This window comes from Comamonas sp. FG99, assembly GCF_057808605.1.
Map to the genome: position 1 here is coordinate 20,990 of NZ_JBMDII010000017.1, position 16,028 is coordinate 37,017.

Annotated in this window: 14 protein-coding genes; 5 read left to right on the forward strand and 9 right to left on the reverse strand. The window is 67.3% G+C overall.

Features of this window, described 5'->3' with window-relative positions; genetic code table 11:
• Positions 1-145: 145 nt before the first annotated feature.
• Together pgi and tal are read right to left on the reverse strand one after the other, a co-directional pair.
• Positions 146-1,762 carry a glucose-6-phosphate isomerase gene (gene pgi, locus ACODRX_RS13100; RefSeq protein ID WP_488871947.1) on the reverse strand — a complete coding sequence of 539 codons (1,617 nt, stop codon included), beginning with the start codon at positions 1,760-1,762 and terminating at the stop codon, positions 146-148.
• The gene (gene tal, locus ACODRX_RS13105; RefSeq protein ID WP_488871948.1) at positions 1,759-2,706 is read right to left on the reverse strand and encodes a transaldolase; all 948 of its coding nucleotides are present in this window, start codon (positions 2,704-2,706) and stop codon (positions 1,759-1,761) included. The genes pgi and tal overlap by 4 nt, the downstream gene beginning before the upstream one ends.
• 130 nt (positions 2,707-2,836) lie before the next feature.
• On the opposite strand from tal, the gene zwf reads away from it, so the two are divergent.
• Positions 2,837-4,306: a glucose-6-phosphate dehydrogenase gene (gene zwf, locus ACODRX_RS13110; protein ID WP_488871949.1), complete on the forward strand. Its 1,470-nt coding sequence runs from the start codon at positions 2,837-2,839 to the stop codon at positions 4,304-4,306.
• Positions 4,307-4,574: 268 nt separating this feature from the next.
• Positions 4,575-5,420 (forward strand): MurR/RpiR family transcriptional regulator, encoded by an 846-nt coding sequence (locus ACODRX_RS13115; RefSeq protein ID WP_488871950.1) that lies wholly within the window; start codon positions 4,575-4,577, stop codon positions 5,418-5,420.
• Positions 5,421-5,768: 348 nt separating this feature from the next.
• Here ACODRX_RS13115 and ACODRX_RS13120 read toward each other — a convergent pair whose 3' ends face one another.
• The 7 genes from ACODRX_RS13120 to ACODRX_RS13150 form a co-directional block, all read right to left on the reverse strand.
• Entirely contained in the window at positions 5,769-6,005 is a 237-nt protein-coding gene (locus tag ACODRX_RS13120; RefSeq protein ID WP_488871951.1) for a type II toxin-antitoxin system RelE/ParE family toxin, read from the reverse strand.
• Positions 6,002-6,274, reverse strand: coding sequence for a YlcI/YnfO family protein (locus ACODRX_RS13125; RefSeq protein ID WP_488871952.1), 273 nt, complete (start codon positions 6,272-6,274; stop codon positions 6,002-6,004). The genes ACODRX_RS13120 and ACODRX_RS13125 overlap by 4 nt, the downstream gene beginning before the upstream one ends.
• Positions 6,275-6,367: 93 nt before the next feature.
• The gene (locus ACODRX_RS13130) at positions 6,368-7,396 is read right to left on the reverse strand and encodes an ABC transporter ATP-binding protein (protein WP_488871953.1); all 1,029 of its coding nucleotides are present in this window, start codon (positions 7,394-7,396) and stop codon (positions 6,368-6,370) included.
• Positions 7,393-8,394, reverse strand: a complete 1,002-nt coding sequence (locus ACODRX_RS13135; RefSeq protein WP_488871954.1) for an ABC transporter ATP-binding protein — start codon at positions 8,392-8,394, stop codon at positions 7,393-7,395. Before ACODRX_RS13135 ends, ACODRX_RS13130 begins: the two co-directional genes overlap by 4 nt.
• A gap of 120 nt (positions 8,395-8,514) precedes the next feature.
• Positions 8,515-9,435 carry an ABC transporter permease gene (locus ACODRX_RS13140; RefSeq protein WP_488871955.1) on the reverse strand — a complete coding sequence of 307 codons (921 nt, stop codon included), beginning with the start codon at positions 9,433-9,435 and terminating at the stop codon, positions 8,515-8,517.
• 5 nt (positions 9,436-9,440) lie between these two features.
• Positions 9,441-10,691: a M20 aminoacylase family protein gene (locus ACODRX_RS13145; protein WP_488871956.1), complete on the reverse strand. Its 1,251-nt coding sequence runs from the start codon at positions 10,689-10,691 to the stop codon at positions 9,441-9,443.
• Position 10,692: 1 nt separating this feature from the next.
• Positions 10,693-11,670 (reverse strand): ABC transporter permease, encoded by a 978-nt coding sequence (locus ACODRX_RS13150; RefSeq protein WP_488871957.1) that lies wholly within the window; start codon positions 11,668-11,670, stop codon positions 10,693-10,695.
• Positions 11,671-11,953: 283 nt separating this feature from the next.
• On the opposite strand from ACODRX_RS13150, the gene ACODRX_RS13155 reads away from it, so the two are divergent.
• The 3 genes from ACODRX_RS13155 (at position 11,954) to ACODRX_RS13165 (ending at position 16,011) form a co-directional block, all read left to right on the forward strand.
• Positions 11,954-12,433 carry a sigma-70 family RNA polymerase sigma factor gene (locus tag ACODRX_RS13155; protein WP_488872039.1) on the forward strand — a complete coding sequence of 160 codons (480 nt, stop codon included), beginning with the start codon at positions 11,954-11,956 and terminating at the stop codon, positions 12,431-12,433.
• Positions 12,434-12,435: 2 nt separating this feature from the next.
• Positions 12,436-13,389 (forward strand): FecR domain-containing protein, encoded by a 954-nt coding sequence (locus tag ACODRX_RS13160; protein ID WP_488871958.1) that lies wholly within the window; start codon positions 12,436-12,438, stop codon positions 13,387-13,389.
• A gap of 102 nt (positions 13,390-13,491) precedes the next feature.
• A complete protein-coding gene (locus ACODRX_RS13165; protein WP_488871959.1) occupies positions 13,492-16,011 on the forward strand; it encodes a TonB-dependent receptor in 2,520 nt (839 codons plus the stop codon).
• Positions 16,012-16,028 lie beyond the last annotated feature (17 nt).

The window sequence follows — 16,028 nt, forward strand, 5'->3', positions numbered from 1 at the left end:
TCTCCTTGTCTGGATTCCCAAAACCTTGGAGTATTCCAGACACACCGCCACCGCCCAAGCGCCAGATTGGAAGCAGTTGTTGAGCAAAAGGCAACATCTGCTGCCGACGCCCGATGCTCAAGCGCCAGCAGCTACATTTTCCATATCAAGGCGCCAGCTTGGCTACCAAGGCCGCGGTCGATGCGTCCACGCCCGCCCAGTCGCGCCGCGCGCGCCGCGCGAACAGCTCCTTGGCCAGCTGCTTGCCCAGCTCCACGCCCCACTGGTCGAAGCTGTTGATGCCCCACAGCGCGCCGCTGACGAAGACGCGGTGCTCGTACAGCGCGATCAGCGCGCCCAGCGACATCGGGCTGAGCCGCTCCATCAGCAAGAAGGTGCTGGGCCGGTTGCCGGGGCAGTACCGCGGGCCGGTCTCCTCGGTGCGCCCCACCAGCAGGGCCTGGGCCTGCGCGATGGCATTGATGACCAGGTTGTTCTGGTGGCTTTCGAGGAACTCGCCGCCCACCCGCGCGGCGATGAATTCCACCGGCACCACGTCGCGCCCCTGGTGGATCATCTGGAAGAAGGCATGCTGGCCGTTGGTGCCGGGCTCGCCCCAGACCACCGGCGAAGTCGCATAGGGCAGGCGCTGGCCGCAGGCATCCATGCCCTTGCCGTTGCTCTCCATCTCCAGCTGCTGCAGGTAGGCCGACAGCCGGCGCAGGCCGTGGCTGTAGGGCGCGACGCAGCGCGTGGCGAAGCCGTGGAAATTGCGGTACCAGATGTCGAGCAGGCCCAGGCGCACCGGCAGGTTGGACTCCAGCGGCGCGGTCTTGAAGTGCACGTCCATGTCGTGCGCGCCCTGCAGCATGGCGCGGAAATGCTCGCTGCCCACCGCGATCGCTATCGGCAGCCCGATCACCGACCACAGCGAATAACGCCCGCCCACCCAGTCCCAGAAGCCCAGCGTGGTGTCGATGCCGAACTCGGCCGCCGCCGCCTCGTTGGTGGTCAGCGCCCAGAAATGCCGGGCCACCGGCAGCGCCGCCGTGCGCTCGACCGAGCCGCCCTGCTGCAGGAACCACTCGCGCGCCGAATGCGCGTTGACCATGGTCTCCAGCGTGGTGAAGGATTTGGAGGCCACCAGGAACAAGGTGCTTTCGGGCCGCACCTGGTTGAGCACATGGCCCAGCTCGTGGCCGTCCACGTTCGAGACGAAGTGCAGGCGCTTGCCCGGCAGGTGCCAGTCGGCCAGCGCATTCACCACCATGGCCGGGCCCAGGTCGGAGCCGCCGATGCCGATGTTGACGATGTCGGTGATGTGGGGGTTGGCGCGCACCTGCTCGGCCAGCGCCAGCATGCGCTCCAGGCTCTGGTGCACGTCCGCCAGCGCGTCGCGCACCGGCTGCGGGCTGTGCGGCAGCCAGTCCTGAAGCCCTTGCGCCGGCTGGCGCAGCAGCCAGTGCATGACGGCGCGGCCTTCGGAGTTGTTGACGGGCTCGCCGGCGAACATGGCGTCGCGGTAGCGCTCCAGCCCGCATTCCCGCGCCAGCTGCAGCAGCAGCTGCTGGGCCCGCTCGTCGATCAGGTTCTTGGACAAGTCGGCGAACAGATGCGGCGCCTGCTGGCTCCAGCGCGCCAGGCGCGAGGCGTCGGCGGCGAAGGCCGCGCGCATGTCGAAGCCGCGGCCTTGGCTGTCGTAGTGCTGGCGCAGCTGCTGCCAGGCGGGCGCGCGGTCGCAGCGCAGCCGGTTTTCGTGGCTTCCGTGCAATGGGGAGTTCATGCGGCCTGCAGCAGTTGGTCGAGCTTGAGCGCATCGGCGGCAAAGGCGCGGATGCCTTCGGCCAGCTTTTCGGTGGCCATGGCGTCTTCGTTCAGCGCGTAGCGGAAGCCGGCTTCGTCGTACTCGACCCGCTCCAGCTGCCGCTGCCTGGCCGCCTCTGGCGACAGGGCCTGCGGCACCGGCTGCTCGGACGCGGCCAGCTGCGCCAGCAGCTCGGGCGAGATGGTGAGCAAATCGCAGCCGGCCAGCGCCAGGATCTGGCCCACGTTGCGAAAGCTCGCGCCCATCACCTCGGTGGCGATGCCGAAGTGCTTGTAGTAATCGTAGATGGCGGCGACCGATTGCACGCCCGGATCGTTGGCGCCGGCCATGGCCGCCTCGTCCCAGCCGCTGCCGGCCTGCCGCTTGTACCAGTCGTAGATGCGGCCGACGAAGGGCGAGATCAGCTGCACCTTGGCCTGGCCGCAGGCCACGGCCTGCGCAAACGAGAACAGCAGCGTCAGGTTGGTGCGTATGCCCTGGCCCTCAAGCCGGCGCGCGGCCTCGATGCCCTCCCAGGTCGAGGCCACCTTGATCAGCACGCGCTCGGTGGGCACGCCCTCGGCCCGGTACAGGGCGATGATGCGCTCGGCCCGCGCCACGGTCGCCGCGGTGTCGAACGACAGGCGGGCGTCCACCTCGGTGGAAACGCGGCCGGGAATGATGGACAGGATCTCGCCGCCAAAGCGCACCAGCAGCCGGTCCATGATCTCGTCCAGCGGCTTGCCGCGGTGCTGCTGCACCGTCTGCGCCAGCAGCGGCGCATAGTCGGGCTTTTGCACCGCCTTGAGGATCAGCGACGGATTGGTGGTTGCGTCCTGCGGCTGGTACTGCGCCAGCTGGTGAAAGTCTCCGGTATCCGCCACCACCGTGGTCTGGGCCTTGAGCGCATCGAGTTGGTTCATGGTCTTGTCTCGCAAAATGGCTGAAAGGGTTTACGCTAGGGTAACGCAGTTTCGGCGGCGATTGTAGAGACTTCACCGCGATTATGAAACTGAGTTACATTATTCAAGGCCATTTTTTTCAGGAAGTTTCATGAGCTTTGACCTGGTGTTGTTTGGCGGAACGGGCGATCTGGCCTGGCGCAAGCTGCTGCCGGCGCTGTTCCAATCGTTCCGCCATGGCAGCCTGCCGGCGGGCGGGCGCATCATCGGCGTGGCGCGCGATGCACTGAGCGACGACGAATACCGTACGCTGATCGGCTCGCGCCTGGCCTCGGTCGAGGGCGACAAGCGCCCGAGCGACGAAGAGTTCGCCGCCTTCGCCCAGCTGCTGCACTACCAGCGCATGGACCTGTCGAATAGCGCCGACTACGCCGCCCTGGGCGAGCTGCTGCGCGCGCGCCAGGCCGACACCGTGGTGATGTACCTGGCCACCGCGCCCTCGCTGTTCACCAAGGCCTGCGAAGAGCTGGGTGCGGCCGGGCTGGCCACGCCCCACACCCGCGTGGTGCTCGAAAAGCCGCTGGGCCACGACCTGGAATCCAACCGCAGCATCAACGCCGCGGTGCGCCAGGTGTTCAGCGAGCGGCAGATCTTCCGCATCGACCACTACCTGGGCAAGCCCTCGGTGCAGAACCTGCTGGCGCTGCGCTTCGGCAATGCCTTCTTCGAGCCGCTGTGGCGGCGCGAGAACGTGGCCAGCATCGAGATCACCATGGCCGAGCGCCTGGGCGTGGAGCAGCGTGGCGCCTTCTACGACAAGACCGGCGCGCTGCGCGACATGGTGCAAAACCATGCGCTGCAGCTGCTGTGCGCCATCGGCATGGAGCCACCGGTCAGCGCCCACGCCGACGCGATCCGCGACGAAAAGCTCAAGGTGCTGCGCTCGCTCAAGCGCTGGACGGCCGAGGCCATCCACCGCGACGTGGTGCGCGGCCAGTACAGCGCCGGCCAGCTCGGCGGCAGCGATGTGCCTGGCTACCGCCAGGAAACCGGCGTGCCCGCGGGCAGCCAGACCGAGACCTTCGTCGCGCTGCGCACCGAGATCAACAACTGGCGCTGGGCCGGCGTGCCGTTCTTCATCCGCACCGGCAAGCGGCTGGCCGGGCGCGAGGCCTCGATCGTGGTGCACTTCCGCCAGGTGCCGCACGCCATCTACCGCACGCCGCTGGGCGAGGCCAACCGCCTGGTCATCCACCTGCAGCCGCGCGACGGCCTGAGCCTGCACCTGATGGCCGCGGGCCAGGGCCAGCCCGGGGCGGATGGCGTGCAAGTCCTCGCGCCGGTGGAGCTGGACCTGGACTTCGACCAGCGCTTCGGCAGCCACCGCGTGGGCGCCTACGAGCGCCTGCTGCTCGACGTGATCGCCGGCCGGCTGAACCTGTTCGTGCGCGCCGACGAGCAGGAAGCCGCCTGGCAATGGGTGGAGCCCATCCTGCACAGCTGGGCCGAGGCCAATGCGCGCGGCGAAATGCCGCGCCCCTATGCCGCCGGCAGCTGGGGGCCCAGCGCCGCCAGCGCCTTGGTGGCGCGCGACGGGCACAGCTGGATGGAAGAGTTTTAAGAACCTGCTCCCGGTCTTTTCATGGAGTGCGCATGACAACAAACCGTCACGATCTAGGCGCCCGCCGCAGCCCATGCTCGCGGCCTGGGCAAGGTGGGCAACAACGAGCGTGGCGGTTTGCTGTCATGCCCTTCGGGTTGCCCCGCAAAGACAGCGTCTGCGGCGTTGCCCATCCTCGCCGCACACCAGTGCGGCTTGCGGTGGGCGCCTTGCATCCACTGCCTTTGCGGGGCAACGCACCCTATGAAAAGACCGGGAGCAGGTTCTAATGCTCGACCGCATCACCGCCTCCCTGCCCTCGCTGGCCCCCGCCGAGCAGCGCGTGGCCCGCCTGGTGCTGGCCGACCCGCGCGCCTTCGCCACGCTGCCGGTGCGCGAGCTGGCCGAGCGCGCCCATGTGAGCAAGCCCACCGTGGTGCGCTTTTGCCGCAGCATGGGCTACGACGGCCTGGCCGATTTCAAGCTCAAGCTCGCCGGCAGCGTGAGCGAGGGCGTGCCCTTCATCCACCGCAGCGTGGATGCCGACGACAAGACCGGCGACGTGCTGGTGAAGGTGGTGGACAACTCGGTCGCCGCCTTCCTGCAATACCGCAACGCGGCCAGCAGCTCGGCGCTGGATGCCGCCGCCAGCGCCATCGCCGCCACCTGGCAGACCGGCAAGCGCATCGAGTTCTACGGCGCCGGCAACTCGGGCATCGTTGCGCAGGATGCGCAGCACAAGTTCTTCCGCCTGGGGGTGATCACGCTGTCCACCAGCGACGGCCACATGCAGGTGATGAGCGCCACGCTGCTCGGCCCGGGCGACTGCGCGATCATCATCTCCAACTCGGGCCACACGCGCGACCTGATGGATGCGGCCGAGATCGCGCGGCGCAACGGCGCCACCACCATCGCCATCACCGCCAGCGGCTCGCCGCTGGCCAAGGCCTGCCATATCCACCTGGCCGCCGACCACCCCGAGGGCTACGACCGTTACAGCCCCATGGTCTCGCGCCTGCTGCACCTGCTGATCATCGACGTGCTGGCCACCACGGTGGCGCTGCGCATCGGCGAGCCGCTGCAGCCGGTGCTGCAGCAGATGAAGGACAACCTGCGCGCCAAGCGCTACACCTGACTCAGTGGTAGTCGCTTTCCCTCTGGTGCCGCACGGCGCCCACGATGACCCGGCGGGCGTCGACGATCTCGAACAGCGCCACCTAGGGCCTGTTCACACAAAGCACGGGGATCGCGTTGAGTCCTCTTGGGATGGGCTGCAAGGCGCTGGCCCGCAGCAAGGTAGGTACCTTGCAAGAGACAGCAACGCAGCAGACCGCCCAAGAGGGCTCAACCCTTCGGGCAAGTGCGGCAGGGCCGCCACTGCGTCGTTGCGCTCCTTGTGCGGGTGAGCACACGCACGGCGTCGCGTGCCTAGCATTGACAGCCCTGTCGGGCTTGCGCGACCCCGTATTGGTGTGAACAGGCCCTAGCCCGTGCCGCCGAACGCAATGATGAGTTCGCGTACGAAGGGACTGTCTGCCGCCTTGCGATAGCTGAAAGGGCTGCGCCCCAGCAATTGGCAGGCCTGGCGTATGGCGGCGATCGCCCGGGCCGGAAGGTCCAGGTCGCCCGTGGCGCTGCCCAGCTCCCGCTCCAACAGGTGGTCGAACAGGCGCTCCAGGTCTTGCACCGCCTCGCGGCTGAAGATCACCTGGTAGCTCATGCCGGCTTGCGGGCCCGGGCGGCGGCCAGCTTTTGCTCCAGCCGGCCGATCACTTCCTCTGCGGGCACGCCGTCACCGGCAGCCTCGCTCCTCTGGATCGCCGCGATGCCGCGGCGCACGAACTCCGACTGCAGCCGGCGGCGGCTCACCTCGTGGCGCACGGCAGTTTCCACCAGCGCCGCCAGGCTTTCTCCGGCCTCCAGCGCCTGCTCGATTTCCTCACGGAACGCCGGGTCGATGCGCACCGGCGGGATGGTTGCGGTTTTCATGCCGTCAATGTATCGCTTATGCAATACATCGACAAGCGCGGGCCCGGAATCCGTTACGCCGTTACGCCGTTACGCCGCAACCTGGTCACGCGTTTACGCCGCCGCCTGCGGCCCGATCCGCCCTTCCTCCACCGCATGGCAGGCCACCTTGACGCCGCCGTCGTCGATGAGCTGCGGGCGCTCGCTGCGGCAGCGCTCGTTGGCCAGCGGGCAGCGCGGGTTGAAGGCGCAGCCGCTGGGCGGGTTCAAGGGGTTGGGCACCTCGCCCTGCACCGGCGTGCGCGCCTTGCCGGTGTCGTGCATCTTGGGGATGGCATCGAGCAGCATGCGCGTGTACGGATGGCGCGGCGCCGAGAACAGCACCGCCTTGTCGGCCAGCTCCACCAGGCGGCCCAGGTACATCACGCCGACTTGGTCACTCACATGGCGCACCACCGCCAGGTTGTGCGAGATGAACAGGTAGGTGAGGCGCTGCTTGCGTTGCAGGTCCTTCATGATGTTGAGCACCTGGGCCTGCACCGACACGTCCAGCGCCGAGGTGGGCTCGTCGCACACCAGGAACTCGGGCTCGGTGGCCAGGGCGCGCGCGATCGAGATGCGCTGGCGCTGGCCACCCGAGAACTGGTGCGGGTACTTGGCCATGTCCAGCGGCGCCAGCCCGACCTGCACCAGCAGCTCGGCCACGCGGGCCTTGAGCTGCTCCACGCTGGTGGCCAGGCCGTGCTCGCGCAGCGGCTCGCCGATGATCTGCTCGACCGTCCAGCGCGGGTTGAGGCTGGCGTACGGATCCTGGAAGATCATCTGCACCCGCCGCCGGATGGTGCTGGCCTTGGGCTCGCGATAGGCCGCGTGCGCATCCTGCCCGTCGAAGGCGAAGCTGCCGCGCGTGGGCGCGTACAGCCCCACCAGCAGGCGCGCCACGGTGCTCTTGCCGCAGCCCGATTCGCCGACCAGCGCCAGCGTCTTGCCCTTGTCGATGTCGAAGCTCACGCCGTCGACCGCACGCAGCAGGCTGCGCGGCTTGCGCTCGAGCACCCGGTTGAGCCAGGGCGCGGAGACGTCGAAGGTCTTGGCCAGGTCGCGGGCCTGCACCAGCGGCGCGGAGGCGGTGCTTGGCTTCATGCGCGCACCTCCTCGCCGGTGGCGGGCGGCGCCGCGTAGCCCGGCGCGTGCAGCCAGCAGGCGGCCTGCGTGGCACCGGCCGGCATCAGCTCGGGGCGCTGCTCGTGGCAGCGCTCGAAGACTTGCCCGCAGCGCGGATTGAAGGCGCAGCCGGGCGGGATGGCATTGAGCCGCGGCATGGCGCCGTCGATCTGGAACAGGCGCTCGCGCTCGCCCTGCATATCGGGTATGGCGGCCATCAGGCCGCGCGTATAGGGGTGCGCCGGCTGGTTGATGACCTCGTGCACCGGGCCGATCTCGGCCACGCGGCCGGCGTACATCACCGCCACGCGGTCGCAGGTTTCGGCGATCACGCCCATGTCGTGGGTGATGAGCATCACCGCCGCGCCGCGGGTGCGGCAGATGTTCTTGAGCAGCGTGATGATCTGCGCCTGGATGGAGACATCGAGCGCGGTGGTCGGCTCGTCGGCCACGATGAGCTGCGGCTCGGCCGCCAGTGCCAGCGCGATCACCACGCGCTGGCGCATGCCGCCCGAGAACTGGTGCGGATAGTGGTCGATGCGCTCCTCGGCCGCGGGAATGCCGGTGTCCTGGAGCAGCTCGATGGCGCGCTGGCGCGCCTCGGCCTTGGACAGGCCCAGGTGGGTCTGTATGGTCTCCACCAGCTGGCGGCCCACGGTGTACAGCGGGTTCAGCGAAGTGAGCGGGTCCTGGAAGATCGCGCCGATGCGGCGCCCGCGTATCTCGCGCATCTGCGCGTGCGGCAGCTTGTCGATGCGCCGGCCTTCGAGCAGGATCTGGCCCGAGGCCACGCGCCCCGGCGGCTCCAGCAGGCCGATGATGGACGCGCCGGTGAGCGACTTGCCCGCGCCCGATTCGCCGACCACGCCCAGGATCTCGCCCGGCGCGATCGAGAACGAAATATCGTCCAGCGCCCGCAGCACGCCGCGCCGGGTGGGGAACTCCACCACCAGGTTCTTCAGTTCAAGCAATGGCATCGTGGGTCATTCCGCAATAGGTTGCTAGCTAAAACCATAGCTGGCTGCGCTTGTTTTATATTGGTTTCAGCATCAAATATATTTGAAACCCTTGGTATGAATACGCTAGCAGCTCACTTTTTATCTTAGGCGTGGATTGAGCGCATCGCGCAGCCAGTCGCCCAGCAGGTTGACCGACAGCGCGATCAGCACCAGCATGATGCCGGGGAAGATCGCGATCCACCATTCGCCCGAGAACAGGTAGTCGTTGCCCACGCGGATCAGCGTGCCCAGCGACGGCGAGGTCGGCGGCGCGCCCACGCCCAGGAAGGACAGCGTGGCCTCGGTGATGATGGCGGTGGCCACCTGGATGGTGGCCAGCACCATCACCGGCCCGAGCACATTGGGCAGCACATGGCGCGTCATGATGCGCATCGGTGCCACCCCGGTCACGCGCGCGGCCTGCACGTACTCCTTGTTGCGCTCGACCATGGTACTGGCGCGCACCGTGCGCGCATACTGGACCCAGCCATTGCTGCCGGCGAAAGCAATGGCCAGAACCAATACCCCGAACGCAACTCCGGTGTCCGCATTCGGCCAAATGGCTCGGGCCACGCCTGCAATTAACAGCGCCACCAAGATCGCAGGAAACGACGACACCACATCGCACAAGCGCATCAGGAAGGCATCGATCCATCCGCCCTTCGCGCCAGCCAGCAAACCCAGGACAACCCCCAGCACGATGGACAGCGCCACAGCCGCCAGCCCCACGATCAGCGAGATGCGCGCGCCGAACATCAGCGCCGAGAGGATGTCGCGCCCCTGGTCGTCGGTGCCGAGGATGTATTTCCAGCTGCCCTCCTCCATCCACACCGGCGGCAGCCGCGCATCGCTGAGCTCCAGCGTGGTCAGATCGAACGGGTTGTGCGGCGCGATCCAGTTCGCGAACACCGCGCAGATCACGCATACCGCCGCGATCGCCGCCGCGATGATCGCCGTCGGCGAGCTGCGAAAGCTGTAGCCCACATCGCTGTCGAGCCAGCGCGTCACCATGGATTTCATCCGCGTCACTCCTTGTCGCCCACCGGGCCTTCCGCCGGCACGCCCTGCACCAGCGGCATGCCGCGCTCCACCAGGCTGGCATGCAGCGCGGCGCCCAGCGGCAGCACGTTGTCGTTGAAATCGAACTGGCTGCTGTGCAGCGGCTGAAAGCCTTCGCCCGAGGACTGCCCCAGCCGCAAGTAGGCGCCGGGACGCTGCTGCAGCATGAAGGAGAAGTCCTCCGCGCCCATGCTGGGCACCAGGTCGCGCACCACGTTGTCCGCGCCCACCAGCAGCTGCGCCACGTCGCCGGCGAAGCGGGCCTCGCGCACGGTATTGATGGTGGCCGGGTACATGCGCTCGTACTGCAGGCTGGTGGTCACGCCGAAGGCCTGGCCGATGGATTGGCACAGCTCGCCCAGGCGCCGCTCGATCAGGTTTTGCACCTCGACGCTGAAGCTGCGCACCGTGCCCACCATGGCCGCCGAGCCGGGCGTGACGCTGAAGGCCCCCATGTCGCCCGCCTCCATCGCGCACATGCTGATGACCGCGCTGTCCAGCGCCCGCACGTTGCGCGAGACGATGGTCTGGATGGCGGTGATGAGGTGCGCCGACGCCAGCAGCACATCGTTCGTCTGGTAGGGGTGCGCGCCATGCCCGCCCTTGCCCACCAGCTCGATGCGGATGCGGTCCGCCGCCGCCATCATCGGCCCCGTGTTCAAACCTATCGTGCCCTCGCGCATCGCCGGCCAGGTATGCATGGCGTAGACCGACTGCACCGGAAAACGCTCGAGAAGCCCGTCCTCGATCATCGCGCGCGCGCCGGCAAAGCCCTCCTCGCCGGGCTGGAAGATCAGCACCGCCGTACCGTCGAACTGGCGTGTCGCCGCCAGGTAGCGCGCCGCGCCCACCAGCATGGCGACATGGCCGTCGTGGCCGCAGGCATGCATCAGCCCGGGCCGGGCGGACTTCCAGTTGCAGTCGCCGCCCTCCTTGATCGGCAGCGCATCCATGTCGGCGCGCAGGCCCATCATGCGGCCGCTGCTGTCCTGGCGGCCGCGGACCACGCCCACCACGCCGGTCTTGCCGATGCCGGTGTGGATCTCGTCCACGCCGCACAGCTCCAGCGCCTTGGCGATGCGCGACGCGGTATAGACCTCTTCGAAGCCCAGCTCGGGATGGGCGTGCAGATCGCGCCGGAACGCGGTCAGCTCCGGGTGGTACTGCACGATCTGGCCGAACACCCGACCGGCAGCGGAATAACGTGGCGCCAGCATGTCAGTGCCCTCCCTTTTCCACGCGCAGCCGCGGGTCCACCGCGAAATACAGCAGATCCACGACCAGGTTGATCACCACGAAGATCAGCGCGATCAGGCACAGATAGGCAGCCATCACCGGAATGTCGGCGAATGTCACCGCCTGGATGAACAGCAGCCCCATGCCGGGCCACTGGAACACCGTCTCGGTGATGATGGCAAAGGCGATCAGCCCGCCCAGCTGCAGGCCGGTGATGGTCATCACCGGCACCAGCGTGTTCTTCAGCGCATGGCCGAAATAGATGCTGCGATCGCGCAGGCCGCGGGCCTTGGCGAACTTGATGTAGTCGGTGCGCAGCACCTCCAGCATCTCGGCGCGCACCAGGCGCATGATCAGCGTCAGCTGGAAGATCGCCAGCGTCACCGCCGGCAGCACGATATGGTGCCAGCCCTTGGCAGACAGCAGCCCGGTGCTCCACCAGCCCAGCTGCGTGACCGTGCCGCGCCCAAAGCTCGGGAACCAGCCCAGGTGCACCGAGAACACCAGGATCAGCAGGATGCCGATCAAAAAGGTGGGCAGCGACACGCCCAGCAGCGACACCGTCATGAACACCTGGCTCAGCAGCGTGCCGCGCCTGAGCGCCGCATACACGCCCATGGGCACGCCCACCGCCAGCGCCAGCACCGCGGCCACCAGCGCCAGCTCCAGCGTGGCCGGCAAGCGCTCGGCGATCAGGCTGGAAACCTTGGCGCCCTGGCGCAGGCTGATGCCGAACTCGCCATGCGCCGCGTTCACCAGGAAATGCCAGAACTGCACGAAGAAGGGCTGGTCCAGCCCCAGGGCCTGGCGCAGCTCGCGGATCTGCTGCGGCGTGGCATCCTGCCCCAGGATGATGGCCACCGGATCGCCCACGTACTGGAACAGCAGAAACGAGATGAACGCCACCGCCACCATCACGATGACGGCCTGTATCAAGCGGCGCAGAATGAACGCAAGCATCGAGGGCTTTCTCCTGCAATCACCCGTCGCCGCCCCCTGGCGGCGAGTCGCGATAGCTACGGATTATCCGCCCTCCCTCATGCAGGCGGCATGGGGACTATGCCAATAGCTATAAAAAACGACAGCAACATGACTGTTTTCTGCAACAGGTGTGCCTCGGGCTTGCAATTTCATAAATGAGAATCCATATCATTTGCGATAAAATGCCGGCCATATTTTTGACTCGCAAGACAAGCCAGTGTCCCCTTCCACCAATGTTGCAGCCAGCCAGGTGCTGGGTCGCATGTACCTGCAGCACAATCGCTGGCTGGTCGCCTGGCTGCAGCGCAAGCTGGGCAATCACTGCGATGCGGCGGACATTGCCCAAGACACCTTCACGCGCATTTGGGCGAGCAGCAAGGGGCGGGCCATCGAAGAGATCCAGGAGCCCCGCGCCTACCTGACCACGGTGGCCAGGCGGCTGATGGCCAACCACCTGGAGCGGCGCTCGCTGGAGCAGGCCTACCTCGCATCGCTGCATCTGCTGCCGCAGGAGATGGTCTTGTCGGCCGAGGCCCGCGCCATCCTGCTGGAGACGCTCCAGGAGCTGGATGCGCTGCTCGACGAGCTGCCGACCAAGGTGCGCACCGCATTCCTGCTGTCCCAGCTCGATGCCATGTCCTACGAAGCCATTGCCGGGCACATGCAATTGAGCGTGCGCACCGTGACCCGCTATATGGCGCAGGGCTTCCGGCAATGCCTGCGCGCGATGCTGGAGCGCTGAGCATGGCGGCGGTCGAGGCACGCGTTCTGGACGAGGCCGCGCATTGGCTGGCCCGCAGGCACGCCTCCGACTTCAGCGCCGAAGAGCAGGCCGCCCTTCTGCGCTGGCGCCGGCAAAGCCCGGTGCATGAGAGCGTCTGGCAGCGCGCCGAGCAGCTGGGCGCATACATGAGCTCCGTCCCTCCGGCCGTCGGCATGGCGACTCTCGGCCGGCCGCGCCAAGCCGGCACTCGCCGCCAGGTTCTGCGGGCAGCGGCGCTGGCGCTGCTTGCGCCCGCGCTGGGCTGGTTTTCCTACCGCTACCTGCCATGGCAGGCCTGGAGCTCCGACTACAGCACCGCCAAGGGCCAGACCCGCTCGGTCACGCTGGCCGACGGCAGCCGACTGCAATTGAACACGGCCTCGGCCATCAGCGCCAGATTCAGCGACGATGCCAGGCGGGTCTTCCAATATGAGGGCGAAATCCTGGTCAAGACCTCGCATGCCGCCGAATACGCCGCCCTGCCCTTCATCGTCCAGACGGACGACGGCCAGATGCGCGCGCTGGGCACGGAATTCATCGTGCGCAAGCACGCCCAGGGCACCAGCCTGTCGGTGCTCCAGGGCTCCGTCGAAGTCACGCCAAGAAACTCCGCCGCCTCCACCGTGGTGCATGCGGGCCAGCAGCTGAGCTTCGACAGCCGGCAGGCAGGAAGCATCAGCCCGCTGGCGCCCCACGCCGACGCCTGGGCCCAGGGCATGCTGTATGCGCAGAACATGCGGCTGCGGGATTTTCTGGCCGAGCTCGGGCGCTACCGCGAAGGCCTCCTGCTGTGCGACCCCAGCGTGGCCGAGCTGCGCGTTTCGGGCGTCTACCAGCTGCGCGACACGGACCGCATCCTGCAGCTGCTGGCCGAGACCCTGCCGGTACGCACGCTGGCGCGCACCCGCTTCTGGGTCACAGTCACCCACGCCTGAATCCGCACTGCAAAAATTTTTCCCGCTCGCTGTCCGATTTTTCGGCCTCGCCTGTCATGTGCATTGAGTTCCATTCATTGACAGCTACGAGGAAAGAGCAAGATGCCCGCACAACCCACCCGCCACACCCGGCACCATATCCGGCTGCGGCCCACGGCCCTGGCCACCAGAGCAGCCATCGTCGCCCTGGTCGCGGCCGCCGCCGTCGGCCTGCAGGCACCACAGGCATGGGCAGCGGCCCCGGCCGCCAGCCCGGCGCAGCAGGCCTACCGCATCGCGGCCGGCCCCCTTGGCCCCGCGCTGATGGCCTTTGCCGCACAGGCCGGCATCAACCTCAGCCTGGACATGGACAAGCTTGGTGGCATCCAGACGCTGGGCCTGTCGGGCACCTACTCCATCGACGCCGGCTTTGCGCTCCTGCTGGCCAACACCGGGCTCGGCGTGCGCCGCATGGGCCCCGGCAACTATGCGCTGGAGGCCCGGCCCGTCGCCAGCCAGGCGCCGGGGCGGGCGGTCAGCGATAGCGGCCGCGAAGCCCCGGAGCTCGCCACCATCACCGTCACGGCCCGGACCCAGAACAACCTGACCGCGCCCTCGCGCCAGGTCAGCATCATCGATGCCGACGAGGCCGAAAAACTCCGCCAAGGCTCGGACAACCTGGCCACCATGCTCAGCAAGCTGGTGCCGGGCATGGCAGGCTCCAGTCATACCGTCACCGACTATGGGCAGACCCTGCGCGGGCGAAACATGCTGGTGCTGGTCGACGGCATACCGCTCAACACCAACCGCGACTCATCGAGAAACCTGGCCAACATCAACCCGGCGGACATTGAGCAAATCGAGGTGCTGCGCGGCAGCAGCGCCATCTATGGCAGCGGCGCGGCGGGCGGCATCATTTCCGTGCGCACCAAGCGGCCGTCGGGAGAGGCCACGGCCGAAACCATCGTGAGCGCAACGACGCCGCTTTCCAGGCTGCGGGGCGCGGGACTCGGCGGCGAAGTGCAGCACTACCTGTCGGGTGGCGGCGACGTGGTCGACTACTCGCTCAGCCTCGGCGCCAGGCATGTCGGCGGCTCCTTCGATGCCGAGGGCAAGCGCATAGCACCGGAGCCGAGCCAGGGGGACCTGTTCGACTCCAACATCTACAACGCATCGGCCAAGATCGGCTTCAAGCTCGATGCAAGCCAGCGGCTGCAGTTCTCTGCCAGCCGCTATAGCGCCAGCCAGGACACGGACTACGCCTCCGACCCATCGGTGGCCCGCCTGCCGGCCGGCTCCGCAGCCGCCAGGCCCATCAAGGGCCTGGTGCTTGCCGACCAGAACCAGATCAAGAACACCATGCTGGGCCTCGACTACGAAAACCGCGACCTCGCCGGCAGCACACTGGCCGCGCAGCTCTACTACCGCGACTTCTATACCCGCTTTGCGCCCTTCGATGCGCGCGCCGTATCCGTGCGCGGCGCCAACGTCGATCAGTCCATGCAGAACTCGAACGTCTTCGGCGGGCGGCTGACCATCAAGACTCCGCTCGGCCAGCAAAAGCAAAGCCTGCTGATCTGGGGCGCGGACTTCAACCACGAACGCACCGACATGCCCATCGACATCTTCGATCCCGCCGCCTACGACGCGAGCGGCGGCCTGGTATTCAACAAGATCGGCCGCCTCAGCTACATGCCGCCAGTCACCACCAGCAGCCTGGGCGCGTTTGCGCAGTTGCAGCATAAATTCAGCGACCAATGGTCGGTGGAGGGCGGGGCCCGCTACGACCGCGCCCGGGCGAGCTTCGACGACTTCATGCCGCTGTCGCAGCTGCGCGTGCCCAACCCGCAGCCCATTGCGGGCGGCACCGTCAAATACGGTTCGTGGACCTACAACCTGGGCACCGTGTTCACACCCGTCAAGGGCCAGGAGCTCTATGCGTCGTACAGCCAGGGCTTCGAGCTGCCGGACATCGGCGTGGTAGTGCGCAATGCGACACCGGGCTTCAACATCGGCAACTCCAACCTGCAGGCCATCAAGACCAATACCTACGAGATCGGCTGGCGCGGCAGATTCCGCAACCTGCAGACCAACCTGAGCGCCTTCCAGTCCTCTTCCGATCTGGGCGCGGTACAGAGCTTCAACAACGGGCTGGCCCTGCTGCGCACGCAGGAAAAAATCCATGGCGTGGAAGCCGGCCTCGACTATTTCAGCGATGACGACCGCTGGAGCCTTGGCGGCACCTTCACCTGGATGAAAGGCCGCGAACTGCCCCAGGGCGCCAGCGGCTACCAGAGCATGACCGGCTACCGCATTCCGCCGCTGAAACTGACCGCCTATGTGGAGTACCGCCCCAATGCCAGCTGGAGCCACCGGATCCAGGCCACCTCCTATGCATCCAAGGACTACCGCCTGAATGGCAAAACCAGCTTCGGCCGCTACGACACCAGCGGCTACACCACGGTGGACCTCATCAGCCAGTGGAAGATCGATCCGCGCAACCGCGTGTCGCTGGGGGTGGAGAACCTGTTCAACCGGCACTACTTCCCACTCTACAGCCAGCTGCTGCGCAGCAACAACAACACCAGCCGCCTGCCCGCGGCCGGCGCGGTGCTCAAGATCAGCTACGCGCACACCTGGTAGCGCGAGGGCCTTGCGGA